This window comes from Luteibacter sp. SVR4-7G (assembly GCF_056755555.1).
In genome coordinates, this window is sequence record NZ_JBPGXO010000017.1 from 56,844 (window position 1) to 83,174 (window position 26,331).

Sequence of the window (26,331 nt, forward strand, 5' to 3'; positions counted from 1 at the left end):
GGCGGGGGTATTTCACGGACATCCAGGAAGCCGATTGATGGCAGAACTCGCCAAAGAAGTGATCCGCGTCAATATCGAAGACGAGATGCGCCAGAGCTATCTCGACTACGCCATGAGCGTGATCGTGGGCCGTGCGCTGCCCGATGTGCGCGACGGCCTGAAGCCGGTCCATCGGCGCGTGCTTTTCGCCATGAACGAGCTGGGCAACGCCTGGAACAAGCCCTATAAGAAATCGGCCCGCGTGGTCGGCGACGTCATCGGTAAATACCATCCGCACGGCGACGCCTCGGTCTACGACACGATCGTCCGCATGGCGCAGCCGTTCTCGCTGCGTTACATGCTGGTCGACGGCCAGGGTAACTTCGGCTCGGTGGACGGCGACAACGCGGCGGCCATGCGATACACCGAGGTGCGCATGGCGCGCCTCACCCACGAACTGATGGCCGACATCGACAAGGAAACCGTCGACTTCGGGCCGAACTACGACGAAAGCGAACACGAGCCGCTGGTCCTTCCGACCCGCGTGCCCAACTTGCTCGTCAACGGTTCCGCCGGCATCGCGGTGGGCATGGCGACGAACATCCCGCCGCACAACATGACCGAGGTGATCAACGCCACGCTGGCCTTGATCGAGGAACCCTCCCTCGGCGTCGACGAACTCATGACCCACATCCCGGGTCCGGATTTCCCGACGGCGGGCATCATCAATGGCTCCTCCGGCATCATCGAGGCCTATCGCACGGGCCGCGGCCGCATCCTGGTGCGTGCGCGCACCGAGATCGAGACGGAAGCCAACGGCCGCGAAACGATCCTCGTCCACGAGCTGCCTTACCAGGTGAACAAGGCGCGCCTCATCGAGAAGATCGCCGAGCTGGTCAAGGAAAAGAAGATCGAGGGCATCAGCGAGCTGCGCGACGAGTCCGACAAGGACGGCATGCGCGTGGTCATCGAGATCCGCCGCGACGCGATGGCCGACGTGGTGCTGAACAACCTGTTCCAGCAGACCCAGCTGCAGGTCACCTTCGGCATCAACATGGTGGCGCTGCTCGACGGCCAGCCGAAGCTGCTGAACCTCAAGGACATCCTCGAAGCCTTCATCCGCCATCGCCGCGAGGTCGTCACCCGCCGCACCATCTTCGAACTGCGCAAGGCACGCCAGCGCGCCCACATTCTCGAAGGCCTCACCGTAGCGCTCGCGAACATCGACGAGATGATCGAGCTGATCCGTACGTCCGCGTCGGCGGCCGAGGCGCGCGAGCGCATGGTCGCGCGCCGCTGGGAGCCGGGCATGGTGAAGGCACTGCTCGCCGCCACCGGCGCGGCCGCCTCGCGTCCGGAAGACATGGATCCGCGCGACGGCCTGCGCGACGACGGCTACCAGCTGTCCGAGGCCCAGGCCACCGAGATCCTGCAGATGCGCCTGCATCGCCTCACCGGCCTGGAGCAGGAAAAGCTCTCCGACGAGTACCGCCAGATCCTCGAGGCGATCCGCGGCCTCATCGAGATCCTCGAGAACCCGAACCGCCTGCTCGAAGTCATCCGCGAGGAACTGGAGCAGATTCGCACGGATTACGGCGACGCCCGCCGCACCGAGATCCAGCACTCGCAGGAAGACCTCAATGTTCTCGACCTGATCGCGCCGGAAGACGTCGTGGTCACGCTGTCGCATACGGGCTACATCAAGCGCCAGCCGGCCAGCCTCTATCGCGCGCAGCGCCGTGGCGGCAAGGGCCGCTCGGCTTCGGCGCTGAAGGACGAGGATGTCGTGCAGCAGCTATGGGTCGTGAATACCCACGACACGCTGCTCACTTTCACCAGCACCGGCCGGGTGTACTGGCTCAAGGTCTACCAGATGCCGGAAGCCGGCCCGGGCGCGCGCGGCAAGCCGATCGTGAACCTGCTGCCGCTGGCCGAGGGCGAGAAGGTGCAGGCCCTGCTGCCGGTGCGCGAATACGATCCGAACTGCTTCGTGTTCTTCGCCACCCGCCAGGGCACGGTGAAGAAGACGCCGCTCACCGAGTTCGCGTTCCAGTTGCAGAAGGGCAAGGCCGCTATCAATCTCGAAGAGGGAGATGCGCTGGTCGACGTGGCCATGACGGACGGCGAAAGCGATGTCCTGCTGTTCGCGTCGAACGGCAAGTCGGTGCGCTTCGACGAAGCCAGCGTGCGTTCGATGGGCCGTACCGCCACGGGTGTGCGCGGCATGCGGCTCGCCGATGACGCGGAAGTGGTCTCGCTGATCGTCGCCGCCGGCGACGGCGACATCCTCACCGCCACGGCGCGTGGTTACGGCAAGCGCACGGCGCTCGAGGAGTTCCCGAAGAAGGGACGCGGCACGCAGGGCGTCATCGCCATCCAGTGCTCCGAGCGTAACGGCAAGCTCGTCGCGGCCACGCAAGTGACCGAGGCGCAGCAGCTCATGCTGATTTCGGACCAGGGCACCCTGGTGCGCACGCGCGTGTCCGAAGTGTCGCAGCTGAGCCGCAACACGCAGGGCGTGACCCTGATCAAGCTGCCCAGGGAAGAAACGCTGATCGGCGTGGTCCGCCTCGAAGCCGAGGAAGAGCTGGAGGGCGAGGGCGAAACGCCCGACGGCGAAGCCGCCGCCGACATGCCGCCGATCGAAAGCGGCCCGGTAGGCGACGGCGCCGAGCCGAGCGAAGCGTAGAACCAGACCCCCGGGGAAACCCCCCGGGGGGTTGTAGGAGCACGCCTTGCGCGCCCTGAGCTTTTAGCCTCGGTCGTCAACTCACACGCCAGTTCGAAGGCACGGCCTCAAAACATGTCGCGCGCAAGGCGCGCTCCTACACGATGCAGCCGGGTCAGCCGTCGATGGCTTCCAGCATCGCCTCGGCCGTCGACACCCGGAACTCGCCCGGGGCCTCGACGTGCAGGATCTTCACCACGCCATCTTCCGCGTACAGCGCGAAGCGTTTCGCGCGGATACCCATGCCGTTCTTCGTGCCGTCGAGTTCGAGGCCGAGCGCCTGTGAGAACGTGGCGTTGCCGTCGGCGAGCATCAGCAGGTCGTCCGGCACGCCCTGTGAGTCGCCCCACGCGTGCATGACGAAGGCATCGTTCACCGACATGCATGCCACCTTGATCCCGCGCTCGCGGAAATCCTCCATGTGCTGCATGAAGCCCGGCAGGTGCTTGTTGGAGCAGGTGGGCGTGAACGCTCCCGGCACGGCAAAGAGCACGACCTTGCCCTGACCCAGGATGTCGGTACTCGTCACGGTCTTGATGCCATCCTGGAACACGGCAAGGGTCGCTTCCGGAAGGGTGTCGCCAACGGCAATGCTCATGGGGAGTCTTCTTGGGGAGAGGAAAAGCCGAGTGTACGTGAGGCCCGGACCTGAAGCGAAGGCAACCCCGGCGGCGGCCCTCTTGAATCCCTCGCCGTCGTTCATATGTTTGCTTGCAGACGGCCACGGGGCCGAAAAATTCTTGGGAGTCAAACAGATGAACCAGCTTCGTCAGGTTTCGTTTCGCCGCGCGCCGATGTTCGGCGGCGACGTCAGCCGTGTGTTCGAGCACTTCTTCGGTAGCGATATCGCCGCTCCTGCCACGGCCGCGGAGACCGCCTGGGCGCCGCGAGTGGACATTCGCGAGGAAGCCGGCCGTTTCCTGATCCTGGCCGACGTGCCGGGAGTCAACCTGGCCGACATCGAGATCCAGATGGACAAGAACGTGCTCAGCATCAAGGGCGAGCGCAAGGCGTTCAGCAGCGAGGCCGAGGGCAAGTTCAGCCGCGTGGAGCGTGTGGCCGGCAAGTTCAAGCGCAGCTTCACGTTGCCTGAGAGCGCGGATGCCGACGGCATCACCGCGTCGGGTGGGAATGGCGTGCTGGAAATCGCCATCCCGAAGAAGGCCGAAAGCGCGCCGCGCCGTATCGCGATTAACGCTGCGGGCTAAAACGGCCTAAGCTTGCAGGTCTGGCCCGTGGTGGACGTGTCCACCGCGGGCGTTCCATTTGGATTTTCGACACAAGCCCGGGAGAGCCTGTGGAGTTCAAGGATTACTACGAGACATTGGGGGTCAAGCCCGACGCGACCGATGCCGAGATCAAGGCCGCGTACCGCAAGCTTGCCCGCAAGTACCACCCCGACAAGAACAAGGAACCGGGTGCGGAGGAAAAATTCAAGGCGGTCAACGAGGCCAACGAGGCCCTGAAGGATCCCGAGAAGCGCCGCGCCTACGACCAGTTCCGTGCCGGCGGTTACCGCCAGGGCGAGCAGTTCCGACCGCCGCCGGGATGGGGCCAGGGCGGCAGTTTCGACTTCGGCGACATGGGCGGCCGCGGTGGCGGCGACTTCAGCGATTTCTTCGAAAGCCTGTTCGGTGGCGGCCGGGCGCGTGGGCAGCAGCAGGCCCGGCGCGGTCGCGACATCCAGGCCAGGATCGAAACCGATCTGCAGACGGCATACCACGGCGGCAAGACCCGCGTGGTCCTCAACGACGCGTCGGGCGGCGAGCGCGTGCTCGAGGTCAAGATTCCTGCCGGGATCACCTCCGGCCAGACCATCCGCCTTGGCGGGCAGGGCCATCCGGGCGCCGGTGGGGGACCATCGGGCGACCTGCTGCTGGAAATCGCGATTCGCGACGATGCGCGGTTCCGTCTGGACGGACGCACGGTCACCCATGTCCTGCCGATCACGCCGTGGGAAGCCGCGCTCGGAGCCACGGTGCCCGTGCCGACGCTGGGTGGGCATGTGGACCTGCGCATCCCGGCCGGTTCGCAGTCGGGCCGCAAGCTGCGCCTGAAGGGACGGGGTCTGCCGGGCTCGGAGCCCGGCGACCAGATCGTGGTGCTGGAGATCCGCGTGCCCGTGCCGGAGACGCACGAGGAGCAGGCGGCCTACGCGGAATTCAAGGACGCATTCCAGGGATTCGACCCGCGCCGTGGGTGACCGCGAGGCCGCCCACGTCGTGTAGGAGCGCGCCTGCGCGCGACATGTTTTGAGGCCGTGACCCGAAGCTGGCGCGTGAAAATGGCGGACTGGGGCGAAAAGCCGTCGCGCGCAGGCGCGCTCCTACAGGGCACTCTGGGCTCAGGTCGGAAGGTGTTCCTTCAACGCAGCGACGAGCTCTTCTTCCTTGATCGGCTTCACGACATAAGCCTTCGCGCCCTGGCGAAGACCCCACACTTTGTCGGTGTCCTGGTCCTTCGTGGTGACCAGGATGATGGGGATGTGCTTGGTCGTCTCTTCCTTGCTGATGGTGCGCGTGGCCTGGAAGCCGTTGAGGTTCGGCATCACCACGTCCATCAGGATCAGGTCGGGGATTTCGCGCTTCGCCACCTCGACGCCCTGGGCACCGTCTTCGGCGGTGATGGCCTCGTGGCCCAGCTTCTCGACGATGCGCTTGATTCCCAGCAACTGCGACGGCGAATCGTCGACGATCAGGATACGAGCCATTCACTTTCCCCCGGGTCGGTGCCCGATGTGTTCTCACAATGCGAACCGCGGTGACGAAAAAACGTCATGCGTGGCGCCTCTGGCGACGCGTCATTCTACCGGGCGTGGCGCGTGTATCAATGGTGACACGACAAGTACCTGCCGGGGCAAGCACCGGGGCGCGGCTAGGCGCCCAGGCGAACGATCGTGCGGCCGAAAGACCCGCCTTCGAGCATGGTCGGGAACACGCTGGCCACGTCTTCCAGTGCCACTTCCTTCGTGCAGATCGCGTCGAGGTGGCGTGGCTTCCAGTCGCCGGCCAGGCGGCGCCACACCTCGTCGCGCACGTCCCGGGCCGTGCCGGCCGAGGCGATGCCCAGCACGCTGACGCCGCGGATGATGAAGGGCATGACCGTGGTGGCGAGCTCCGGGCTCCCCGCGAGGCCGCAGATGGCCGCGTTGCCATAGGGTGCTATCAGCGGCAGGAACCCGGCCAGCGTCGTGCCGCCGACATTGTCCAGGAGGCCGCCGTACTTCGCGGAATCCATCGGACGGCCGCTGAAAGCGAGCTGGTGGCGGTCGACGCAGTGGCTGGCACCGATGCCGCGCAGGAAGTCGAAACGATCCGGCTTGCCGCTGACGGCATGCACTTCGTAGCCGGCGCGGCTGAAGATGTCGATGCCCAGCATGCCCACGCCACCCGTGGCGCCGGTGATCGCGATGGGCCCCTGCGCGGGTGCCTGGCGGTTCTCGGTCATGCGCAGCAAGGCCAGCGCCGCGGTGAATCCGGCAGTGCCGATGATCATTGCCTCGCGGGCCGTCAGCGAGGCGGGCAGGGCGATCGTCCAGGCGGCGGGCAGGCGCACGTACTCGCCGTAGCCGCCGTCCCGCGTTTCGGAGAGGCCGCTGCCGGTGGCCAGTACCTTGTCCCCTTCCCTGAAGGCGGGATCGGAGGAGGCGACCACGGTGCCTGCCACGTCGATACCGCCGTTCAAGGGGAAGGTCCGCAGGATCTTGCCCTTGCCGGTGCCGGCGAGGGCATCCTTGTAGTTCACCGACGACCATTCGGCGCGGACCAGCAACTCGCCCTGCGAAAGGGCCGCCGTTTCCATCGTCTCGATGCCGGCGCGATAGCCGGCCTCGTCCTGGCGAATGCGGAAGGCGCGGAAGGAGGTCATGCGACGGTCCCGTCGATCGAGGCGGGCGTGATCCACTTCGGCGTGAACATGGACTCGAAGTTCTTCATCCAGTCGAGCAGCGCGTCGATGCTTTCGCCGAACCAGACCTGGTCGCGCTGCTCGGGCTTGACGAAGCCTTCCGCGACCATGTGGTCCATCGTGGCGGCGAGGCTGCGATAGAAGCCGCGCACGTCGAGGTAGGCGCACGGATAGCTGTGCAGGCCGAGCTGGGCCCAGGTGAGCATCTCGAACATCTCGTCCATGGTGCCGAAGCCGCCGGGGAGGGCGACGAAGGCATCCGACAGTTCGTACATGCGCGTCTTGCGCTGGTGCATGGTCTCGACGACCTGCAGCTCGGAGAGCCCGGTATGGGCCACTTCCTTCTCCACGAGCTGGCGCGGGATCACGCCGATCGCCTTGCCGCCCGCGGCGAGCACGGCATCGGCCACCGCGCCCATGAGCCCGACCTTGCCGCCCCCGTAGACGAGGGTGATGCCTTCCTCCGCCATGCGCGTGCCGAAGGCCCGGGCGGCCTCGAGATAGGCCGGATGCGACCCGCTGCTGGAGCCGCAGTAGACGCAAAGGGATTTGATCTCACGCATGCTCGATTGTCTCCGTCTCTCGTAGGAGCGCGCCCTGCGCGCGACATGTTTTGGGGCCGTGAGTTACAGGGCCTGTTGCTCTTGGCGACCAGCTGTCGCGCGCAGGGCGCGCTCCTACGGTGGCACCGCTGAAAACAACAAAGCCCGCACACGCCAGAAGCATGAGCGGGCTCAGGTCACGCGACCGATCAGTTGCCCTTGTGGATGGCGCGCTTGTCGACCGAGAGCGCGGCCTCGTGCACGACTTCCGACAGCGCCGGATGAGCGTGGACGATGCGGGCGAGGTCTTCCGACGAACCCTTGAATTCCATCGCCACCACGCACTCGTGGATCAGCTCGGACACGGCCGGACCGACCATGTGCACGCCGAGGATGCGGTCGGTTTCGGCGTGGGCGATCATCTTCACCTGGCCGATGCCTTCGTTCATGGCGACGGCGCGGCCGTTCGCTGCGAAGGGGAAGGAGCCCGTCCGGTACGGAATGCCTTCTTCCTTGAGCTGCTCCTCGGTCTTGCCCACCCAGGCGATTTCCGGCTCGGTGTAGATGACCCAGGGCACGGTGTCGAGGTTGACGTGGCCCGGCTTGCCGGCGATCAGCTCGGCGACCATCACGCCTTCTTCGGAACCCTTGTGCGCGAGCATCGGGCCGCGCACCGCGTCGCCGATGGCCCAGACGCCGTCGACGCCGGTGTGGTTGTGCTCGTCGACCACGATGCGGCCGCGCTCGTCCAGCTTCACGCCAGTGTCGTCGGCCAGCAGGCCGGCAGTGTAGGCACGGCGGCCCACGGCCACGAGCAGCTTGTCGACCACGAGGCTCTGCGCGGCGCCGTCCTTGTCGGTGTAACCGACGTGGACTTCGTCGCCCTTGACCTCGGCGGAGGTGACCTTGGCGTTGACCTTGATGTCGAGGCCCTGCTTGGCGAACTCACGGGCGGCCAGCTTGGCGATGTCCTGGTCGGCCACCTGGAGGAACTTCGGCAGCGCTTCCAGCACCGTGACTTCGGCGCCGAGGCGCTTCCACACGCTGCCGAGCTCCAGGCCGATGACGCCCGCACCGATCACGCCCATGCGCTTCGGTACCTCGGTGAGGTCCAGGGCGCCGGTGTTGTCGATGATGTGCTTGCCGTCGAACTTCGCGAACGGCAGCTCGATCGGCACCGAGCCGGAGGCGAGGATGACGTTGGTGGCGGAGATCGTCTCGACCTTGCCGTCGTTGCCGCTGATCTCGACCTGGTTGCCCTTCAGCAGCTTGCCCTTGCCGAAGAACGAAGTGATCTTGTTCGCCTTGAACAGCATCGTCACGCCGCCGGTGAACTGCTTGACGATCTTGTCCTTGCGGCCGATGAAGGTGCCGATGTCGATCTTCGGGTTCTCGGCGGTGATGCCGTGATCCTTGAAGTTGTGCGTGAGGTTGTGGAACTGCTTGGAGGAATCCAGCAGCGCCTTGGACGGGATGCAGCCCACGTTGAGGCAGGTGCCGCCCAGGGCGGCCTTGCCGTCCTTGCCGACGAAGGCGTCGACCACGGCGGTCTTCAGGCCCAGCTGCGCGGCGCGGATCGCGGCCACATAGCCCGCGGGGCCGGCACCGATGACGATGACGTCGAACTTGTCGCTCATTTGCTTGCTCCGGATGAAACGGCGGTATGCGCTACCGCGGAATATGGGGGCGGTTACATGAAAACGGGAGTCTTTCGACTCCCGCCTTCACGTATGCCTTCTCAACCGGCCCTTACAGGCCGAGCAGCATCCGCTGCGGGTTTTCCAGCTGGTTCTTGATGTCGACCAGGAACAGCACGGCGTCGCGGCCGTCGATGATCCGGTGGTCGTACGACAGGGCGATGTACATCATCGGGGCGGCCACCACCTGGCCGTTCTCGACGACCGGGCGCTCCTTGATCGTGTGCATGCCCAGGATGGCGCTCTGCGGCGGGTTCACGATCGGGGTGGAGAGCAGCGAACCGAAGGTGCCGCCGTTGGTGATCGTGAAGGTGCCGCCCTGAAGGTCGTCCAGGCCCAGCTTGCCGTCACGGGCCTTCTTGGCGTAGCCGATGATGCCCTTCTCGACGTCGGCGAAGGACATGTCCTGCACGTCGCGCAGCACCGGCGTCACCAGGCCCTTGTCGGTCGACACGGCGATCGAGATGTCCTGGTAGCCGTGGTAGATGATGTCGTTGCCGTCGACCGAGGCGTTGATCACCGGGTAGCGCTTCAGCGCCTCGGTGGCGGCCTTCACGAAGAAGCTCATGAAGCCCAGCTTCACGCCGTTGGCCTTCTCGAACTGCTCGCCGAGGGCCTTGCGCAGCTTCACCACCTCGGCAAGGTTCACCTCGTTGAACGAGGTGAGCATGGCGATGGAGTTCTTCGACTGCATCAGGCGCTCGGCGATGCGGGCGCGGATGCGGGTCATCGGCACGCGCTCTTCCGGACGGCTGCCCGGCGTGGGCTTCGCGGCCGGTGCCGGGGGCGCGGCGGCCGGGGCGGCGCCGCCCTTGCCGGCGTTTACCAGGTCTTCCTTCGTGACGCGGCCGTCGCGGCCGGTACCGGCGACCTTCGACGGGTCGATGTTTTCCTCGACGGCCACGCGGCGGCCGGCCGGCGACAGTTCGTCGACGCCCTTCGGGGCTTCCTTCGCCTCGGCCTTTTCGGCCTTCGGCGCTTCGGCGGCGGCCGGGGCGGCGGCCGGAGCCGGCGCGGCAGCGGCGGCGCCTTCCTCGATCACGGCGATCACCTGGTTGCTGGTGACGGTGGTGCCTTCCTCGAACTTGATTTCCTTCAGCACGCCGTCGACCGGCGCCGGGACTTCGAGGACGACCTTGTCGGTCTCGAGGTCGAGCAGGTTTTCGTCGCGCTTGACGGCTTCGCCCGCCTTCTTGTGCCAGGTGGCGATAAGCGCGTCGGAGACCGACTCGGGCAGGACCGGGACTTTGACTTCGATGGACATGCTTGTCTTACTCCGCTGCGTGATCGGTGCCGACCGGCGCGACCAGCGCCTGTTCGACGAGCGCCGTCTGTTCGGCGACATGAGTGTTGAGGTGACCCGCGGCCGGTGCCGGCGAACGAGCGCGTCCCGCATAGGAGAGGCTGTTCTTCGGACCCACGCAGGCCTGCAGGTGGTGACGGATCTGGAACCAGGCGCCCTGGTTCATCGGCTCTTCCTGGCACCACACCACTTCCTTCGCGGAAGGGTATTTCTCCAGTTCGGCCGTGACCTGCGGGCGCGGGAAGGGGTAAAGCTGTTCCACGCGCACGATGGCGACGTCGTTGAGGCCGCGCTTCTCGGCTTCCTCCAGCAGGTCGTAGTAGACCTTGCCCGAGCAGAGCACCACGCGCTTCACCTTCTTGGCCGGCAGGTCGCGGTGCTCGCCGATCACCAGCTGGAAGCGGCCCGTGGCCAACTCGTCCAGCGAGGACACGGCCAGCTTGTGGCGCAGCAGCGACTTCGGCGTCATCACGATCAGCGGCTTGCGCACCGGGCGCACTTGCTGGCGGCGGATCATGTGAAAGGCCTGGGCGGGCGTGGTGGGCACGCACACCTGCATGTTGTCCAGCGCGCACAGTTGCAGGAAGCGCTCGAGGCGGGCGGAGGAGTGCTCCGGACCCTGGCCTTCATAGCCGTGGGGCAGGAACAGCGCGAGGCCGCACAGGCGGTCCCACTTGGCCTCGCCTGAGCTGATGAACTGGTCGATGACGACCTGGGCGCCGTTGGCGAAGTCGCCGAACTGGCCTTCCCAGATGGTGAGCTGGTCGGGCGAGGTGGTGGCTTCGCCGTATTCGAAGGCCATCACGGCTTCTTCGGACAGAAGAGAGTCGATCACCTCGACGCGCGCGTTGTCGCGCACCTTCGACAGCGGCAGCAGGGTGTTGCCGGTCTTCTGGTCGTGCAGCACCGCGTGGCGGTGGAAGAAGGTGCCGCGTCCGGCGTCCTGGCCGACCACGCGAAGGTCGCTGCCCTCGGCGATCAGCGTGCCGTAGGCGAGGTTCTCGGCGAAGCCCCAGTCGGCGGGAAGTTCGCCGGCCGCCATCTTGCGGCGGTCTTCGTAGATCTTCGCGACGCGCGCGTGCAAGGTGATGTCGACGGGCACGTCGAGGATCGCGTCGAGCACCTTGGCCATCGTCTCGCGCGGCACGCCGGTGTCGACTTCCATCGACAGGCTGTTCTTCTGGAAGCGCGTCCAGTCGACCGAGATGTCGCGATCGGGGCTCGGATCGATCGCGATCAACGGCTCGCCCTTCTCGAGGCGTGCGCGGTAATCGTCGAGCATCTTCTGGCCGTCGTCGGCGCCGATGGTGGATTCCTTCACCAGCTGCTGCGCATAGAGGTCGCGCGTGGTCGGGCGCTTGCGGATGATCTGGTACATCAGCGGCTGCGTGGCCGCCGGTTCGTCGGCTTCGTTGTGGCCGTGACGGCGGTAGCAGACGAGGTCGATCACCACGTCCTTCTTGAACCGCTTGCGGAACTCATAGGCCAGGCGGGTGACCTGGATCACGGCCTCCGGATCGTCGCCGTTCACGTGGAACACCGGTGCGTTCACCATCTTGGCGAGGTCGGTGCAGTACAGCGTGGAGCGGGCGTCCTCGCGCTTGGAGGTGGTGAAACCCACCTGGTTGTTCACCACGAGGTGTAGCGTGCCGCCGATGGCGAAGCCGCGGGCCTGCGACATCTGCATCAGTTCCATGTTGACGCCCTGGCCCGCGAAGGCGGCGTCGCCGTGGATGAGCACGGCCAGCGACTTGTCGCGCGCGGTGTCGCGGCGGCGCGCCTGGCGCGCGTGCACCGAGCCGGCCACGACGGGATTCACGATCTCAAGGTGCGACGGGTTGAAGGCCAGCGCCACGTGCACGCCGCCGTTCGGCGTCTTGACGTCGGCGGAGAAGCCCATGTGGTACTTCACGTCGCCGGAGTGGATGGGGCTGTCGTCGTGCTCGAACTTACCTTCGAACTCGTTGAAGAGCTGCGAGGGGGCCTTGCCGAGGATGTTCACCAGCACGTTGAGACGGCCACGGTGGGCCATGCCGATCACGATTTCCTTGACGCCGTTGTCGCCGGCGGCGCGGACGACGTCGTCGACCATCGGGATGAGGCTGTCGCCGCCTTCGAGCGAGAAGCGCTTCTGGCCCACGTACTTCGTGTGCAGGTAGCGCTCCAGGCCTTCGGCCGCGGTGAGGGCTTCGAGCACGCGCACCTTCTCGGCCTTCTGCAGGCCCGGCGAACCGCCGGCCTGTTCCAGGCGCGAGTGGATCCAGGCGCGCTGGTCGTGGTCGGAGATGTACATGAACTCGGCGCCGACGGTGCCGGTGTAGATCTGCTTGAGCTTCGCAAGCAGGTCGCGCAGCTTCATGCGCTGGCCGCCACCGGCGAAGGTGCCGGCATCGAACTCGGTGTCGAGGTCGGCGTCGGAAAGACCGTGGAAGGCCAGGCCGAGGTCAGGCGTGTCGATGTCCGGAACGGTCAGGCCGAGCGGATCGAGCTTCGCAGCGATATGGCCGCGCGAGCGGTAGGCGGTGAGCAGGCGAAGCACGCCGGCCTGCTTCTGCGCGTACGCGTTGTCGGCCGGACCAGCTGGTGCGGCGGCCGCGACGCGGCGCTGTTTCTGTGCCGCCTCGATACGGGCGATGACCCCGGAGTGGGCGACGTCGCCGGCCTCGCGGCCTTTGAAGCCCTTGAAATAGCTGTCCCATTCGGCCGGGACGGAGCCAGGATCGGCCAGCCAGGCCTCGTAGACTTGCTCTACGTAGTCGGCGTTGCCGCCGGCGAGCTGGGAGGATTCGGAAAACTCGCGGATCAGGTTTGCGCTCACGTCACCACCGGCACACACGAAAAGGACGGGCTGCCGCGAGGCACGTGGGGACTGCCTGCGGCATAAGAATCCGTTAATTATAGCTCCGTGCTGCTGCGCTGCGCCAACCCAGAACGCACTTCCTGATTTGCGTCAGATGCCGAGTGGTCTTATCTGCCACGCGGGCTCGGCCCGCTCCCAGACTTCCTCGAAATATGCCGTGAGACGAGAGGTCTCACCGGGGGCATCGAGGGACCCGCGGGCCTCGTAGCGGTTGGCGACGGGCCTGAACAGAAAGCCACTGGCCTGATCGGTGACGAAGGCCGAGCCGTAGCGGAGGTGGGCTTCCTCGATCGGTACGCGGACGGCGACCGCCGTCGGCAGGCGCTGGGCGAGTGCGAGCAGGCGATGGCCGTCGCGATGGGCCCGCTCGGCGTCATGGGTGAGGATGCGGATCTGGGCCTGGCGACCGCTGGTGGCGATCCGGCGCAGTTCGGCCAGGGCGGCCTCCCCGTCCAGAACCCCTGGCTCCAGGATGGGGAGATAGATGCAGACGCGGTGGCGGGCTGCGCCCAGCAGGCGGACATGGGCGGCCTCAAGGCCGGCATGCTCGCTGGAGGCCAGCAGCAGGTCGGCCGGGGCGGTCACCGGCGACGGCCCTTGCGTATGCCCATCTGGCCGTCGTTGACGAGGGCGAGCAGGACGGTCTTCTCGGCGGCGGGTGGGTTGCGCTCGAAGACCAGCTCGCGCTCGCCGGCCAGGCGTTCCGCGAGGCCGGCCGGGCACTCGTAGGCTTGGCCGCTCACGTAGAGCGTGGCGTCCTTCTTCCCCTTGACCCATGCGATGCGGGCATACGGATGACGTACCAGGCTGGCGCCGGCAGCCAGCGCCTTGTCCAGCGCGGCCTCGGTGGTCGCCTTCGGCGGCGCCGCCGCGACCTGGGCATTGCGATAGCGGGTGATGAAGCGGCCGAACCAGTCCGCGAGGAGGTCGCGGTCCAGCGCGGCGGCGAAGGGCAGGGCCTGGCGCAGACGGTTGAGCGCGGCCGTGTCGATCTCGCCGGCCCGTTTCGCGGGTGCGAGGTCCGGGTCCGTATAGCGAAGTTCCTCCGGCATCCGTTCGGCAAGGAAGTCCGAGAGGTCAACGGTCAGTTCGGCCTGGGACGGCGCGCGCATGCCGATGGAAATGGTCATGCAGTCGCCGATGGCGACGCCGTCATGGGGCAAGCCGGGCGGCAGGTAGAGCATGTCGCCGGGCTCGAGCAGCCACTCGTGGGTGGGCTCGAAGACCTTCAGCTGCTTGAGTTCCACGTCGTCGCGGAAGTCCAACGGCGCGTCGGGGTCGTCGCTGATCGCCCAGTGCCGTTCGCCGAGTCCCTGCAGCAGGAACACGTCGTACTGGTCGACATGGGCGCCCACGCCGCCCCCGTCTTCCGCATAGGAAATCATGATGTCGTCCAGGCGCCAGCTGGGCAGGAAGGCGAAGTGGTCGAGCAGGGCGGCCACGTCGGCGTCCCATTTGTCCACGTCCTGCACCAGGAGGGTCCAGTCGCGTTTCGGCGTCTTGCCGAACTCGGCTTCCGCGAAGGGACCGTTCTTCACCGTCCAGCGGTCGCGCTTCTCGTCGTGCACGATGAGCCGCGCAAGCACGCCTTCCTCGCAGGCGAGGCCGGCGAGGTCGTTCGGCTCGATCGGCGGCTGGAAGCCAGGAAAGGCATTGCGGATGAGCAGCGGACGCTTCTGCCAGTAATCGCGCAGGAACTGCGCAGCGCTCATGCCGAGAGGCTGGCTGGCGCTGCCGCGCACTTCGATCGGGAGGGGCTTGCGAGTGGGGGTCGGGATGGACATGTCGGGACTATACGCGCAGCTCAAACAGCCTTGGCGAGCTTGTCGGCAAGGCCGATGTACGACGCGGGCGTCAGCTCGGCGAGCGCCTGCTTCGCATCGGCGGGCAGGTCGAGGCCGGCGATGAAGGCGCGCATGGAATCCTTCGTGATGCCCTGGCCGCGGGTCAGCGCCTTGAGCTGTTCGTACGGCTCCGGCAGGCCGTAGCGGCGCATCACCGTCTGCACGGCTTCCGCGAGCACTTCCCAACTGGCGTCGAGGTCGGCGGCGATGCGCTCGGCATTGACGTTGAGCTTGCCGAGACCCTTCATCAGCGATTCCAGCGCGACCAGCGAATGGCCGAAGGCGGTGCCCAGGGCGCGCAGTACGGTGGAGTCGGTGAGGTCGCGCTGCCAGCGGCTGATCGGCAGCTTCTCGGCGAAGTGGCCGAGCAGGGCGTTGGCGAGGCCGAAATTGCCCTCGGCGTTTTCGAAGTCGATCGGGTTGACCTTGTGCGGCATCGTGGAGGAACCCACCTCGCCCGCCTTCAGCGCCTGGCGGAAATAGCCGAGCGAGATGTAGCCCCAGATGTCGCGCGCAAGGTCGATGAGGATGATGTTGATCCGGCGCAGCACGTCGGCGAACTCGGCGATGCCGTCATGCGGCTCGATCTGCGTGGTGTACGGATTGAAGACGAGGCCGAGGCCGTCCACGAAGCTCGCCGCCAGTGCCGGCCAGTCCACGTCCGGATAGGCGATGACGTGCGCGTTGTAGTTGCCCACGGCGCCGTTGATCTTGCCCGGGATCTCGATGGCGACCAGCTGGCGACGCTGGCGTTCCAGACGCGCGACGACGTTGGCGATTTCCTTGCCCATGGTGCTCGGCGACGCGGTCTGGCCGTGCGTGCGCGAGAGCAACGAAAGACCCGCATGCTCGTGGGCAAGGCCGCGCAGGGTCGCGATGACCTTGTCGAGCGCGGGCAGCAGGACGTCCTGGCGCGCGTCGCGCAGCATCAGGGAGTAGGCGAGGTTGTTGATGTCTTCGCTGGTGCAGGCGAAGTGCACGAACTCCTTGGCCTGGGCCAGCGCCGGGTCGCTGCCGATCTTCTCCTTGATGAAGTATTCCACCGCCTTGACGTCGTGGTTGGTGGTGGCTTCGATCGTCTTGATGCGTTCGCCATCCTCGGCGGAGAACTCGTTCGAGATGGCCAGCAGGCGGCTCACGGCATCGGCCGAGAATGCGGGCAGTTCCACGATGCCCGGCTGGGCGCCGAGGGCCAGCAACCAGTGGATTTCCACGTGCACGCGGCGGTGCATGAGGCCGAATTCGCTGAAGATGGGACGCAGCGACTCCGCCTTGGCGGCGTAGCGGCCGTCCAGCGGCGAGAGGGCGGTCAGCGTGACGTGGGACATGGAAGGTTCCTGGGGCGAGGCAGTCAAACAGCCATTATACCGCCCCCGTAGGAGCGCGCCTGCGCGCGACGCCGTTGGAGCCGCGAGCCGCAGGACCAGGAAAGCCCCTCCCCTGGAGGTCCGCGCGAAAAGATGTCGCGAGCTGGGCTCGCTCCTACAATGGCGCATCCATCCCCCGGAGGTCCCCGCAATGAGCAAGTTCCGCACCGAACGCGACAGCATGGGTGAGTTGAAGGTACCGGCCAAGGCGCTCTACGGCGCCCAGACCCAGCGGGCGGTGGACAACTTCCCCGTGTCCGGCCTGACCATGCCGCGCGAGTTCATTCGCGCCCTGGGCCTGATCAAGTCGGCCGCGGCGGAGGCCAACGTGAAGCTGGGTCACCTCGACAAGGCCTCGGCGAAGGCCATTCGCGATGCCGCCGCCCGGGTCGCGGCGGGCGAGGTAGACGAGCATTTTCCCATCGACATCTTCCAGACTGGGTCGGGCACCAGTTCCAACATGAATGCCAACGAGGTGATCGCCCACCTCGCCGCGGCGGCGGGGCGCACGGTGCACCCCAACGATCACGTGAACGCCGGGCAGAGCTCGAATGACGTGATTCCCACCGCGATCCTGGTCAGCGCCACGCTGGCCACCAGCGAGAAGCTGCTGCCGGCGCTGAAACATTTGCGCAAGACCATCGACGGTCGCGCCAGGGAACTCAGGAAGGTGGTGAAGACCGGCCGCACCCATCTGATGGACGCCATGCCGATCACCTTCGGCCAGGAACTCTCGGGCTGGTCGGCGCAGATCGGCGATGCCGAGGAACGGATCACTGACACGCTGAAGCGCACCCGCCGTCTGCCGCAGGGCGGCAGCGCCGTGGGCACCGGGATCAACGCGGATCCGAAGTTCGGACCGGCCGTGGCCGCGGAACTGTCGAAGCTCACGGGCGTGAAATTCGTATCGGCGGACAACTATTTCGCCGGCATGGCCGCACAGGATGCGCCGGTGGAGTTGTCAGGGCAGCTGCGCGCGCTCGCCGTCGCCGTGATGAAGATCGCCAACGACCTGCGCTGGATGAATTCGGGGCCGCTCGCGGGACTGGGCGAGATCGAGCTGCCGGCATTGCAGCCTGGTTCGTCGATCATGCCGGGCAAGGTGAATCCGGTGATTCCGGAGGCGGCCGCGATGGTGGCGGCCCAGGTAATCGGCAACGACGCCACGATCGCCATCGCGGGCCAGTCGGGCAACTTCCAGCTCAACGTGATGCTGCCGGTGATCGCGTATAACCTGCTGCAGTCGATCGAGATCCTCGCCAAAGTCACCACGCTGCTGGCCGACAAGGCGATCGCCGGCTTCAAGGTCAACGAGGAGCACATCCGCGAGGCGCTCGACAAGAACCCCATCCTCGTCACGGCCCTGAATCCGGTGATCGGCTACGAGAAGGGCGCGGCGACGGCGAAGCAGGCTTATAAGGAGAAGCGGCCGATCATGGAGGTGGCCTTGGAAACCACAGGTCTCTCGAAGGCGGAGCTGACGAAGTTGCTCGACCCCGCTGCATTGACCAAGGGCGGCATCCACGGTGGCGGCGGTGGCGGTGGTTGACCAACATTCCCACGGACGCGGGAACCGGGAGGGCACTCTTCGGTCGAGCGGTAAGGCGCTGGATTCCTGCTTTCGCAGGAATGACGGCCGGGTGGATGGCGTGCCGTAACCTCCAGCTGCGCTTGGTTCCTGCCTTCGCAGGAATGACGGCAGCCTCCCGCTCGTCGTTCCCGCGCAGGCGGGAACCCAGGGACTTGGCTTCTACAAGCGGCAAGCCGGGTGCCGGTCGGGAACGACTGGCTCAGCGCGCAACGCCGCTCGGTCGTACGGGATATAGCTGGCCCAGTACCACGGGAAGCAGGTCTTCCCCAGGATATCGTCGAGCAGGTAAGCAAAGATCGACTCACCGTTCGAGCTGTTGCTCATCATCAGCACGCAGGTCTTCGACCGTTCCAGGCACACGAAGAGGTTATTGGTGCCGTCGTCGTGCCCTTCCTTGAAAAACGCCGGGCCACGCGGTGACTCGAACGTCCCCACGCCCATGGCGTAACCCAGCGAAATCGAATCGTTGTCGTTGGAGTCGGCAAGCCCGATGGTGGGGAACTGCCGCACGGAATGGATCTTCACCACGGGCTTCAACCAGGTGCGATACGTCGCGGCCTTCAGCCCGTCGCCCTGGGACATCGCCGCCAGCAGACGCGCGTAGTCGGCGATCGTCGTATCCATCGAGCCGGCGGCGCGCACGGATTCGCGCTGCTTGTGGCCGAGCGCCTTGCCCTCTTCGTCGTAACCGATGGCGAGGTTGTCCGCGAAGTCGTTGCGCCAGGTCATGCTCGAGCGCTTCATGCCGTAGCGTTCGAACAGGCGTTTATTCATCAGATCGCCTACGTCTATGCCCTTGCCGTTCTCCAGCACGAACTGCATGAGGTTGATGCCTTCGCCGGAATAACCGTAGCGCGTGCCCGGGTCGAAATAGAAGGAGAGCTTGCCATCGGGGTCATAGTCCTTTCCGGGCTGCCAGAAACGGAAGTTGGGAAAACCCGAGCGATGGCTGAGCAGGATCGAGGGCGTGAGCTTTCGCCAGCGTTCATCTCCCGCAAGATCGGCGTACTTCGGATACTCGGGCAGGGGCTTGGGGAGGTCCTTTGCGATACTGCCGTCGAGATCCAGCTTTCCTTCGTCCACGAGCGACATCGTGGCGTACGCGAAAGCGGCCTTGGTGAGCGACGCGGCATACATCACGGTATCGGTGGTCAGGGGCAAACCTTTCTCCACGTCGCGCTGGCCATAGGCCTTCACCGAGACGACCTTTCCGTCCTCGACGATGGCCACCGCAAGGCCGGGCACCTTCGCTTCTTTCATGAGGACGGCTATCCGGGCATCCAGCGCCGCGCCACGAAGCGGAGCGGCCGTCGCCGCGAAGGCTTGCGCGGCGGAGAAGGCTGACAGCAGGAACGAACCCAGCAGTATCGAACGAAGCATCATGCATTCTCCCTGTAAGAAGACGGCTCCCGAAGGAGCCGTCCATTGTCGATTAAGGTCAGCTGTCGTCGCGCCAGCGGCGGAACCAGATGGCACCGGCGATCATTGCCACTCCCGCCACCGCACCGATCCACAGCGAGGGGCTGGCCAGGGCGCTGTAGTGGTAGGCCAGGCCCATGCTGTTGACCAGCGACGCCGGGTCGTCGTGGCCCACACCGCTCAGCGGCGAGGCATTCGAGATCCAGCCGCCGGGCATCAGGCTACCCAGCATGCGGCCCACCACGTTGGTCCAGAACCATTCGGTCTTCAGGCCGGCGAAACCCATCAGGCCGAACCAGGAGACGATCACGCCGGCGCCGACGGGCAGGGCGATGGCCCAGAGGAACGGCTTGCTGCGGGCCCAGGCCGAGCAGAGCAGCAGCCAGCCGATGGTCGGCAGCGCCCAGACCGCGTACAGCGGAATCAGCAGGACCATGTTGAACACGACGCGGAGCGGATGCGCGGCAATCAGCAGGCCCCAGAGGCTCACGCCATGCATCGACGCGACCAGGGCGAACAGGATGCTCATCGCGAGACCCACGATCACACCGATCACTACGGCGATCACCGGGGCCAGCACGATGGCGCTGGCGACCTTCGAGAGCACCGTCGAGGTGTCGGACAGCGGCAACGACTTCCAGAACAGCACGCTGCGGTCGCGGCGGTCGTCGTAGAGCGCACCGAGGCAGTAGAAGAACACCACGATGGCCGTGACGCAGAGGACGATGGCCGCGACGGCGTAGAGCGAGATGTCCATCACCGCGCCGACGTTGTTCATGTCGGTGGCGCTCATGTTGCCGTGCATGTCCATGCTGCCGTACCGGAACATGCCCCAGTTGTTGCGCCGGCCAAAGACCTCGCCCAGGACGATGCCCATGAAATTCAGCGCCAGGAAGACGATGCCAGTGACCACCGGGGCCCAGAGGAAGCCGCCCTTGTGTTCCCAGAATTCGCGCTTGACCAGCCAGTAGAAGGTTTTCATGCGTAGGTGCCCTTCATGGTGGCGACGAAGAGGTCGCTGATCGACGGCCGCCGCACTTCGCCGAGCCGTTCGAGTTGCGGGCGGCTGACGTTATCGAAGAGGAAGATGCTCTTGCCGAACACCTGGCGCTCGTCCAGCGGCTTCAGCTCGCGTGCCGCGGCCGCCAGTTCGGAGCCCACGAGCACCTCGGCAAAGCGTTCGCCCAGGCTGTCCATGTCGGTGTCGAGCACGATCTTCCCATCGCGGATGAACATGAGGTCGGTGAGGATGTGTTCGATCTCCTCCACCTGGTGGGTGGTGACCAGGATGGTCTTCTCCTCGTCGAAGTAATCCTCCAGCAGGCTCTGGTAGAACTGCTTGCGGTAGAGGATGTCCAGGCCGAGGGTCGGCTCGTCCAGGATCAGCAGCTTCGCGTCGATCGACATCACCAGCGCGAGGTGCAGCTGCACGATCATACCCTTCGACAACTGCTTTACCTTCTGCCCCCGCTGCAGCTTCGTGCGGGCCAGGAAGGCGTCGCATTTGGCGCGGTCGAAGCGGGGGTGGGTGTTGGCTACGAAGTCGACGGCATCGCCTACCTTCAGCCAGCGCGGCAGCACGGCCACGTCGGCGATGAAGCAGACCTGTTCCATGAGCTTGTCGCGATCCTTGCGCGGGTCCAGGCCGAGCACGTTGAGCTGGCCGTCGAAGGTGGTGAGACCCAGGATGGCCTTCAGCGCGGTGGTCTTGCCGGCACCGTTGGGGCCGATCAGTCCGACGATGCGGCCAGCGGCGATCTGGAACGAGGTGGCATCCAGCGCAAGCGAGGTCTTGTATCGCTTGGTCAGACCGTTGGCGGTGACGACCGCTGTCATGACGGGTCCTCCGCGGAGCCGTTGGCTTCACGCATCAGGGTTTTCAGATCGAGGCCCATGCGCTGAAGGCGGGCATACAGCGCCGGCCACTCTTCGCGCAGGAAGCGCTCCCTTTCACTCTTCAGCAGCGCTTCGCGCGCCCCATCGATCACGAACATGCCAAGACCCCTCCGTTTCTCAACCAGTTGTTCGTCGACCAGCTCCTGGTACGCCTTGGAAACGGTCAGCGGATTGATCTGAAAATCCCCCGCGACCTGGCGGACCGACGGCAGCGGATCGCCTTCGTTCAAGGCGCCATCCAGGATCATGGCCACCACGCGTTCGCGGAGCTGGCGATAGATCGGGACGCTGTCGTTCCAGGTGATGGACATGTATGTCATTCCTTCGCCGTCTGGCGCAGTGCGTTACCGAACGAATAGTAGGGCATGGCCAGCTGCGCGCGGATCAGCGCGACGGCCCGGTCTTCGGCGCTGCGCTTCAGGGCGTCTGCAGCCGAATCGAAAGTGGCCTCGCCCAGGAGCACGGCCTCGCGCACATCGGCGTCGGTGGGTCGTACTTCGAGCGAGGGCAGGTCGACGACACGCGTGCCGTTGACGAAGTGCGGTGCGGCGAGCATCGCGGCGGCGCGGTCATCGAAGGAGCGCAGGGCGGACACGGCGGTGCCGGCGATCAGGACGGATGCGGTCAGGGCGATCAGATTCGGCGCTTTCATGGGACGACTCCGATGACGTGCTGCGTGGTGCCAGGGTTAGAGGGAAGCGACGCTCGGGCCGGCGTCGGCGTAAACGACGATCGGGGCAAGGTCGGTAACCTTCGTGCCGTTGATCTCGCTGATCGGGGCGGCGCTGGTGGAGGTGCTGCTGAAGCCGACCAGGGCGGAAGCGGCGATGGCGAACGAGGCGGCGAGGGCGATGTAGTTCGGGCTTTTCATGGTGTTTGCTCCTGTGGTGCTGTGGGTGACCGGTGTTGTAGTGAACTATAACACCAGAATTTCGGTCGTCAACTGGAATTTCGTGAAATTCCATATGACTTATGGCCTATGCCATGCCGGGGTGTGGTGGTGCGGCGCGTCGGCGGGGCACCTGGTCTGATGCGGGGATCCCAGGAAAGGTTTACGAGCGTGTAGGAGCGCGCCTGCGCGCGACATGTTTTGGGGCCGAACCCTGGAGTTGGCGCGCAAGCTTCGGTACTGAGGCGAAAAGATGTCGCGCGCGGTGCGCGCTCCTACACCGGCTCCCGGAGTAAACGAAAACGGCCGGCCCCTGGAGAGGCCGGCCGTTCGGGTCGCTGGGCTCCTGCCTTCGCAGGAGCGACGGCGTGGGGCTTTACAGCTCCGCGCGGAACTCCACGCCGATGATGCGCGGGTCGTTCACGAAGGCTGTGCGGTTGTTGAAGTCGATGCCGCCGGTGATGACCTTCTTGTTCGTGATGTTGCGGCCGTACAGGGCAACCTCGCGCTTGCCGAAGTCCCAGTTGTAGCCGATGCGGATGCCGCCTTCGAGGAACGGCTTGCTGCGGAACTCTTCCGAGTCGTACAGGAAGAAGTTCACCTCGCTGCGGTAGTTCCAGTCGGTGTAGACGAAGAACTCGCCGCTCTCGCCGTACGGAATGCCGTAGCGCGCGGTCCAGGTGCCGATCCACTTCGGCGCGTTGGGCAGCACGTTGCCGTCGATGAGGGCGTTGCCGCTGGCGTTGAGCGGATCGATCACGGTGCAGCCGCCGCCGCAGGGCGCAACGGCCAGGTTGCGGTCCTTCAGCTCGGTGTGGTTGTAGCTGCCGCCGGCCGTCATGTAGAAGTTCGGGGTGAGGTAGGCTTCGAGGTCGAACTCGGCGCCGTAGCCTTCCGTCTTCTTCGCGTTGATCAGCTGGGTGACGTTGGTCGCACCGCCCACCGCGGTAAGCTGCTGGTTGTGCATGTTGTACTTGTACACGTCGGCATTGAAGCGCAGCTTGTTGTCGTCCGACGTGGACTTGTAGCCGATCTCGTACGAGGTGATCGTTTCCGGCTTCGCCGTGGAAATGCTGTTGGCGAAGTTGATACGGCCCTGCACGCTGGGCGCGCGGAAACCATTGGCGATGCGGGCGTACACGTTGGAGTTCTTCGACAGCTGCCAGGTCCCGGTCAGGTCGCCGCTCCAGCGCGCATCGGTCGGATCCGAGGTGAGCGGACCGACCGGGCCCGTGAAGCCCAGGAAGCGCTCGGCCTTGAAATCGCGCTTGTCGTGCGACCAGCGCGCACCGGCGCGCACGTCGAACTCGTCGGTGAACTGGTAGTCCGCCGAACCGAACACCGCCCATGCCTTCGTGCGCTGGCTCTGGTCCACCCAGCCGTTGAGCGCGTGGTTGTTGAGCGTGTCGTACGAGAAGTTGGTGATCGCGATGTCTTCGTCGAAGTAGTACGTGCCTACCTGCCACTTCAGGCGCTCCGCGTTGTCGTTCGACAGGCGGAATTCCTGGGTGATCTGGCGGTCCTTCGGCAGCGCGTCGGCGGTTTCCGAATAGAAGGGCGTTACGCGGTTGGTGAAACTGGGCCTGGCCGGCGTACCGGAGGCGTCGTAGCCGCCGTCGACGTCGCCGAGGCTGTACGTGGTGGCGCGCTCTAGGCCGGTGATCGAGGCGAAGTTGAGGTCGCCGAAATGCCAGTTCAGGTGCAGGTTGCTGCCCCAGGTGAACAGGTGCTGCTTGTTGCGGCCGTCCTGCGAGACCGAGTCACGATCGAAGCCCGGCACGAACTGGTCGCCGCCCAGGGTGATCGAGTTGGCGCGATTGACCATGGCGCTGCCGTCGAGCCAGCGGCCGTGCACGTTGATCAGGGCGTCGAAGTCGTCCGAGGCCTTGTATAGCGCCTGCAGGCGAACGGCGCGATCGTTGTAACCGCCCAGGTCGTCCTTCTTGCCGGTGTAGTCATTGTCGATCCACCCGTCGCGGTGCTGGGCGAGGGCGGAGACGCGGCCCGACCAGCTCGAGCTGATCTTGCCGCCGATGGCCGCTTCGGCGTTGGCCGTGCCGTACGAGCCGTAGGACACGCGGGCATAACCCTCGGTTTCCTGGGTGGGCTTGCGCGATTCGAACTTGATCACGCCAGCCGGCGAGTTACGTCCGAACAGCGTGCCCTGCGGGCCACGCAGCACTTCCACCTGCTCGAGGTCGAACAGCGGGAAACCCTTGAGAATGGGGTTTTCCTGGACGATGTCGTCATAGACCATTGAGACCGGCTGCGACGCATTGAGGTCGAAGTCGCTGTTGCCGAGGCCGCGGATATAGAAGCGTGGGAATTCGCGGCCGTACGAGGTTTCCGCATACACGCTGGGTGCGCGCGAAGCGAGCTGCAGCACGCCGTCGCCGGCCTGGCCGAAGGACTCCAGCTTCTCAGCCGTCACCACGGTCATGGAGATGGGCACCTTCTGCAGGTCTTCCGTGCGCTTTTCGGCGGTCACGTTGATGGTCTGCAGGGTCGCCGTCCGGGGCGGGGCGTTGGATGGCTGGACGTCCTGTGGTGGCGTGTCCTGGGCGAAAGCCGCGCCGGCAGTGAGCGCCGCGGCAATGGACATGGCAATGACGAGACGTCGCGGCGAGCGCCGCGGACTTGCGAAGGACATGGGTTGAGTTCCACCTGGGGTGCTGGGATAGCGTCGGGCAAATTATCCACTGTGACGCGATGATGACGGAAGTGTTGCCCGGTCGCTCGGGCCGCCGTGTCATGTGGGCGCAGCGCTGTCACCGAACTGAAATGGATCGGGGCTAATTTGCCCGGGTTGGAAAGTTAAGGCGATTTGCCGTCTGTTGACGATGAAATCGCCGACGTTTGAGTATTTTCTCAATCCATTCGGAGCGCCCCGACCCATGAAGAAGATCCCCCTCGCCGCCGCCTTCTGGACGATGTGCGGTACCGCGGTCGCCGAGGGCGCGCCACAGGCCGCCGTAGAGCTGTACGTGGATTCGGCCACGCGGCAGATCTTTGCCGAGCCGGGCCCGGGCCGGACCCGGCTCGGCAAGTTCGTGCCCGCCAGCGACGAGGCGACGCCAACGGCCACGGTGGCTGCAGCACCGGTACCGGCGGCAGCGCCCACGCCGGCTCCCGCGACGGCGGTCACCCGCGCCCCGGTGTCTTCCTCCAAGGCCTGGTACGAAAAGATCGGCATCCGTGGCTACGTGCAGATGCGCTACAACCAGGAGCTGGGCGAGGGCGCCAAGGACCTGAAGTCTCCGGGCGACCGCTTCATCGGCCGCGAGCAAGGCTTCGGCATCCGCCGTGCGCGTGTGGTGATCAGCGGCGACGTGACCGACAACATGTCGATCTACATCCAGCCCGATCTGGCCAGTACGCCATCGGGGTCGAGCACCACCCATTTCGCGCAGCTACGCGACGCCTACGCGGACCTGTGGCTCGACAAGGAGAAGACCTGGCGCATCCGCGCCGGCCAGTCGAAGATTCCTTATGGCTGGGAGGACCTCCAGTCCAGCCAGAACCGCATCGCGCTGGATCGCGCCGATGCGTTGAATTCGGGCGTCCGCGACGAGCGCGACCTTGGCGTATTCGCGTACTGGTCGCCGGCGGTGGCCAAGGAGCGCTTCGCTTACCTGCAGAAGTCGGGCCTCAAGGGATCGGGCGATTACGGCGTGGTCGGCTTCGGTGTCTACAACGGGCAGGGCGCCAACCGGCCCGATCGCAACGACCAGCTGCATTCGGTGATCCATTTCTCCTACCCGTTCAAGTTCGCCAACGGCCAGTACCTCGAAGTGGGCGCGGACGCATACTCCGGTCGCTACAAGGTCTCCACTGCGTCGGCGACGGTCGACGGCAACACCTTCACGCCAGGCGTCGATGCGCCCGAAGCGGGATCGACCGATCGTCGCGTCGCGGCGCACGTCATCTACTACCCCCAGCCGTTTGGCTTCCAGGCGGAGTGGACCGTGGGCAAGGGCCCGGAACTCGACATCGCCCGCCGCACGATCCGCACGAAGTCGTTGCGCGGTGGCTATGCGCAGGTGATGTACAAGTTCGACGGCGGGTACGGCTCGCTCATGCCGTATGCGAAGTGGCAGACCTATCGCGGCGCGGCGAAGTTCGACACGAATGCGCCGCGCATGGAAGTGGACGAGCTGGAGGCCGGTGTCGAGTGGCAGCCGTCGAACGCCATCGAACTGGCCGTTGCATGGGCGAACATGCGCCGCACGGACGTGAGCGCGGCACCTTACCGGCGTGTCGACGGGCAGTTGCTGCGCGTGCAGCTTCAGGTCTGTCTCTTATACACATCT

22 protein-coding genes are annotated in these 26,331 nt (G+C 65.7%); 5 read left to right on the forward strand and 17 right to left on the reverse strand.

All coding sequences use genetic code 11. The annotated features are described in order from the left end of the window. Positions 1 to 37 precede the first annotated feature (37 nt). Positions 38 to 2,668 carry a DNA gyrase subunit A gene (gene gyrA, locus ACR9ZH_RS08680; protein WP_481290355.1) on the forward strand — a complete coding sequence of 877 codons (2,631 nt, stop codon included), beginning with the start codon at positions 38 to 40 and terminating at the stop codon, positions 2,666 to 2,668. Between the two features lie 154 nt (positions 2,669 to 2,822). Here gyrA and ACR9ZH_RS08685 read toward each other — a convergent pair whose 3' ends face one another. Next, positions 2,823 to 3,305 (reverse strand): redoxin family protein, encoded by a 483-nt coding sequence (locus ACR9ZH_RS08685; protein WP_481290356.1) that lies wholly within the window; start codon positions 3,303 to 3,305, stop codon positions 2,823 to 2,825. Between the two features lie 157 nt (positions 3,306 to 3,462). On the opposite strand from ACR9ZH_RS08685, the gene ACR9ZH_RS08690 reads away from it, so the two are divergent. Next, positions 3,463 to 3,915 (forward strand): Hsp20/alpha crystallin family protein, encoded by a 453-nt coding sequence (locus tag ACR9ZH_RS08690; RefSeq protein WP_481290357.1) that lies wholly within the window; start codon positions 3,463 to 3,465, stop codon positions 3,913 to 3,915. A gap of 89 nt (positions 3,916 to 4,004) precedes the next feature. Next, positions 4,005 to 4,910 carry a DnaJ C-terminal domain-containing protein gene (locus ACR9ZH_RS08695; RefSeq protein WP_481290358.1) on the forward strand — a complete coding sequence of 302 codons (906 nt, stop codon included), beginning with the start codon at positions 4,005 to 4,007 and terminating at the stop codon, positions 4,908 to 4,910. Between the two features lie 141 nt (positions 4,911 to 5,051). On the opposite strand, the gene pilH is transcribed toward ACR9ZH_RS08695, so the two are convergent. The 9 genes from pilH to purB form a co-directional block, all read right to left on the reverse strand. Beyond that, positions 5,052 to 5,417 (reverse strand): twitching motility response regulator PilH, encoded by a 366-nt coding sequence (gene pilH, locus ACR9ZH_RS08700; RefSeq protein ID WP_481290359.1) that lies wholly within the window; start codon positions 5,415 to 5,417, stop codon positions 5,052 to 5,054. Between the two features lie 164 nt (positions 5,418 to 5,581). Beyond that, positions 5,582 to 6,574 carry an acrylyl-CoA reductase family protein gene (locus ACR9ZH_RS08705; RefSeq protein WP_481290360.1) on the reverse strand — a complete coding sequence of 331 codons (993 nt, stop codon included), beginning with the start codon at positions 6,572 to 6,574 and terminating at the stop codon, positions 5,582 to 5,584. Next, positions 6,571 to 7,176: an LOG family protein gene (locus tag ACR9ZH_RS08710; RefSeq protein ID WP_481290361.1), complete on the reverse strand. Its 606-nt coding sequence runs from the start codon at positions 7,174 to 7,176 to the stop codon at positions 6,571 to 6,573. The genes ACR9ZH_RS08705 and ACR9ZH_RS08710 overlap by 4 nt, the downstream gene beginning before the upstream one ends. 188 nt (positions 7,177 to 7,364) lie before the next feature. Beyond that, a complete protein-coding gene (gene lpdA, locus ACR9ZH_RS08715; RefSeq protein WP_481290362.1) occupies positions 7,365 to 8,792 on the reverse strand; it encodes a dihydrolipoyl dehydrogenase in 1,428 nt (475 codons plus the stop codon). 112 nt (positions 8,793 to 8,904) lie between these two features. Further along, the gene (odhB, locus tag ACR9ZH_RS08720) at positions 8,905 to 10,116 is read right to left on the reverse strand and encodes a 2-oxoglutarate dehydrogenase complex dihydrolipoyllysine-residue succinyltransferase (protein WP_481290363.1); all 1,212 of its coding nucleotides are present in this window, start codon (positions 10,114 to 10,116) and stop codon (positions 8,905 to 8,907) included. Between the two features lie 7 nt (positions 10,117 to 10,123). Further along, a complete protein-coding gene (locus ACR9ZH_RS08725) occupies positions 10,124 to 12,973 on the reverse strand; it encodes a 2-oxoglutarate dehydrogenase E1 component (RefSeq protein WP_481290364.1) in 2,850 nt (949 codons plus the stop codon). A 132-nt stretch (positions 12,974 to 13,105) separates the two neighbouring features. Beyond that, entirely contained in the window at positions 13,106 to 13,600 is a 495-nt protein-coding gene (locus ACR9ZH_RS08730; RefSeq protein ID WP_481290365.1) for a DUF7931 domain-containing protein, read from the reverse strand. Continuing rightward, entirely contained in the window at positions 13,597 to 14,799 is a 1,203-nt protein-coding gene (locus ACR9ZH_RS08735) for a JmjC domain-containing protein (protein ID WP_481290366.1), read from the reverse strand. The genes ACR9ZH_RS08730 and ACR9ZH_RS08735 overlap by 4 nt, the downstream gene beginning before the upstream one ends. A 20-nt stretch (positions 14,800 to 14,819) precedes the next feature. Beyond that, positions 14,820 to 16,187 carry an adenylosuccinate lyase gene (gene purB / locus ACR9ZH_RS08740; protein ID WP_481290367.1) on the reverse strand — a complete coding sequence of 456 codons (1,368 nt, stop codon included), beginning with the start codon at positions 16,185 to 16,187 and terminating at the stop codon, positions 14,820 to 14,822. Positions 16,188 to 16,377: 190 nt separating this feature from the next. On the opposite strand from purB, the gene ACR9ZH_RS08745 reads away from it, so the two are divergent. Beyond that, positions 16,378 to 17,775, forward strand: coding sequence for a class II fumarate hydratase (locus ACR9ZH_RS08745; protein WP_481290368.1), 1,398 nt, complete (start codon positions 16,378 to 16,380; stop codon positions 17,773 to 17,775). Positions 17,776 to 17,976: 201 nt separating this feature from the next. Here ACR9ZH_RS08745 and ACR9ZH_RS08750 read toward each other — a convergent pair whose 3' ends face one another. From ACR9ZH_RS08750 to ACR9ZH_RS08780, 7 genes are all read right to left on the reverse strand, one after another. After that, positions 17,977 to 19,200 carry a serine hydrolase domain-containing protein gene (locus ACR9ZH_RS08750; protein ID WP_481290369.1) on the reverse strand — a complete coding sequence of 408 codons (1,224 nt, stop codon included), beginning with the start codon at positions 19,198 to 19,200 and terminating at the stop codon, positions 17,977 to 17,979. 55 nt (positions 19,201 to 19,255) lie between these two features. Further along, positions 19,256 to 20,218 (reverse strand): hypothetical protein, encoded by a 963-nt coding sequence (locus tag ACR9ZH_RS08755; protein ID WP_481290370.1) that lies wholly within the window; start codon positions 20,216 to 20,218, stop codon positions 19,256 to 19,258. Continuing rightward, positions 20,215 to 21,072 carry an ABC transporter ATP-binding protein gene (locus ACR9ZH_RS08760; protein ID WP_481290371.1) on the reverse strand — a complete coding sequence of 286 codons (858 nt, stop codon included), beginning with the start codon at positions 21,070 to 21,072 and terminating at the stop codon, positions 20,215 to 20,217. The genes ACR9ZH_RS08755 and ACR9ZH_RS08760 overlap by 4 nt, the downstream gene beginning before the upstream one ends. Beyond that, positions 21,069 to 21,443 (reverse strand): GntR family transcriptional regulator, encoded by a 375-nt coding sequence (locus ACR9ZH_RS08765; RefSeq protein WP_166698830.1) that lies wholly within the window; start codon positions 21,441 to 21,443, stop codon positions 21,069 to 21,071. Before ACR9ZH_RS08765 ends, ACR9ZH_RS08760 begins: the two co-directional genes overlap by 4 nt. Positions 21,444 to 21,448: 5 nt before the next feature. Continuing rightward, on the reverse strand, positions 21,449 to 21,784 hold the full coding sequence (locus tag ACR9ZH_RS08770) for a hypothetical protein (protein WP_481290372.1): 336 nt from the start codon (positions 21,782 to 21,784) through the stop codon (positions 21,449 to 21,451). Between the two features lie 36 nt (positions 21,785 to 21,820). Next, positions 21,821 to 22,003, reverse strand: coding sequence for a hypothetical protein (locus ACR9ZH_RS08775; protein WP_481290373.1), 183 nt, complete (start codon positions 22,001 to 22,003; stop codon positions 21,821 to 21,823). Between the two features lie 394 nt (positions 22,004 to 22,397). Continuing rightward, a complete protein-coding gene (locus ACR9ZH_RS08780) occupies positions 22,398 to 24,671 on the reverse strand; it encodes a TonB-dependent receptor (RefSeq protein WP_481290374.1) in 2,274 nt (757 codons plus the stop codon). Between the two features lie 244 nt (positions 24,672 to 24,915). Here ACR9ZH_RS08780 and ACR9ZH_RS08785 point away from each other — a divergent pair. Next, the coding region (locus ACR9ZH_RS08785) for a porin (RefSeq protein WP_481290375.1) at positions 24,916 to 26,331 on the forward strand (1,416 nt) is incomplete at its 3' end.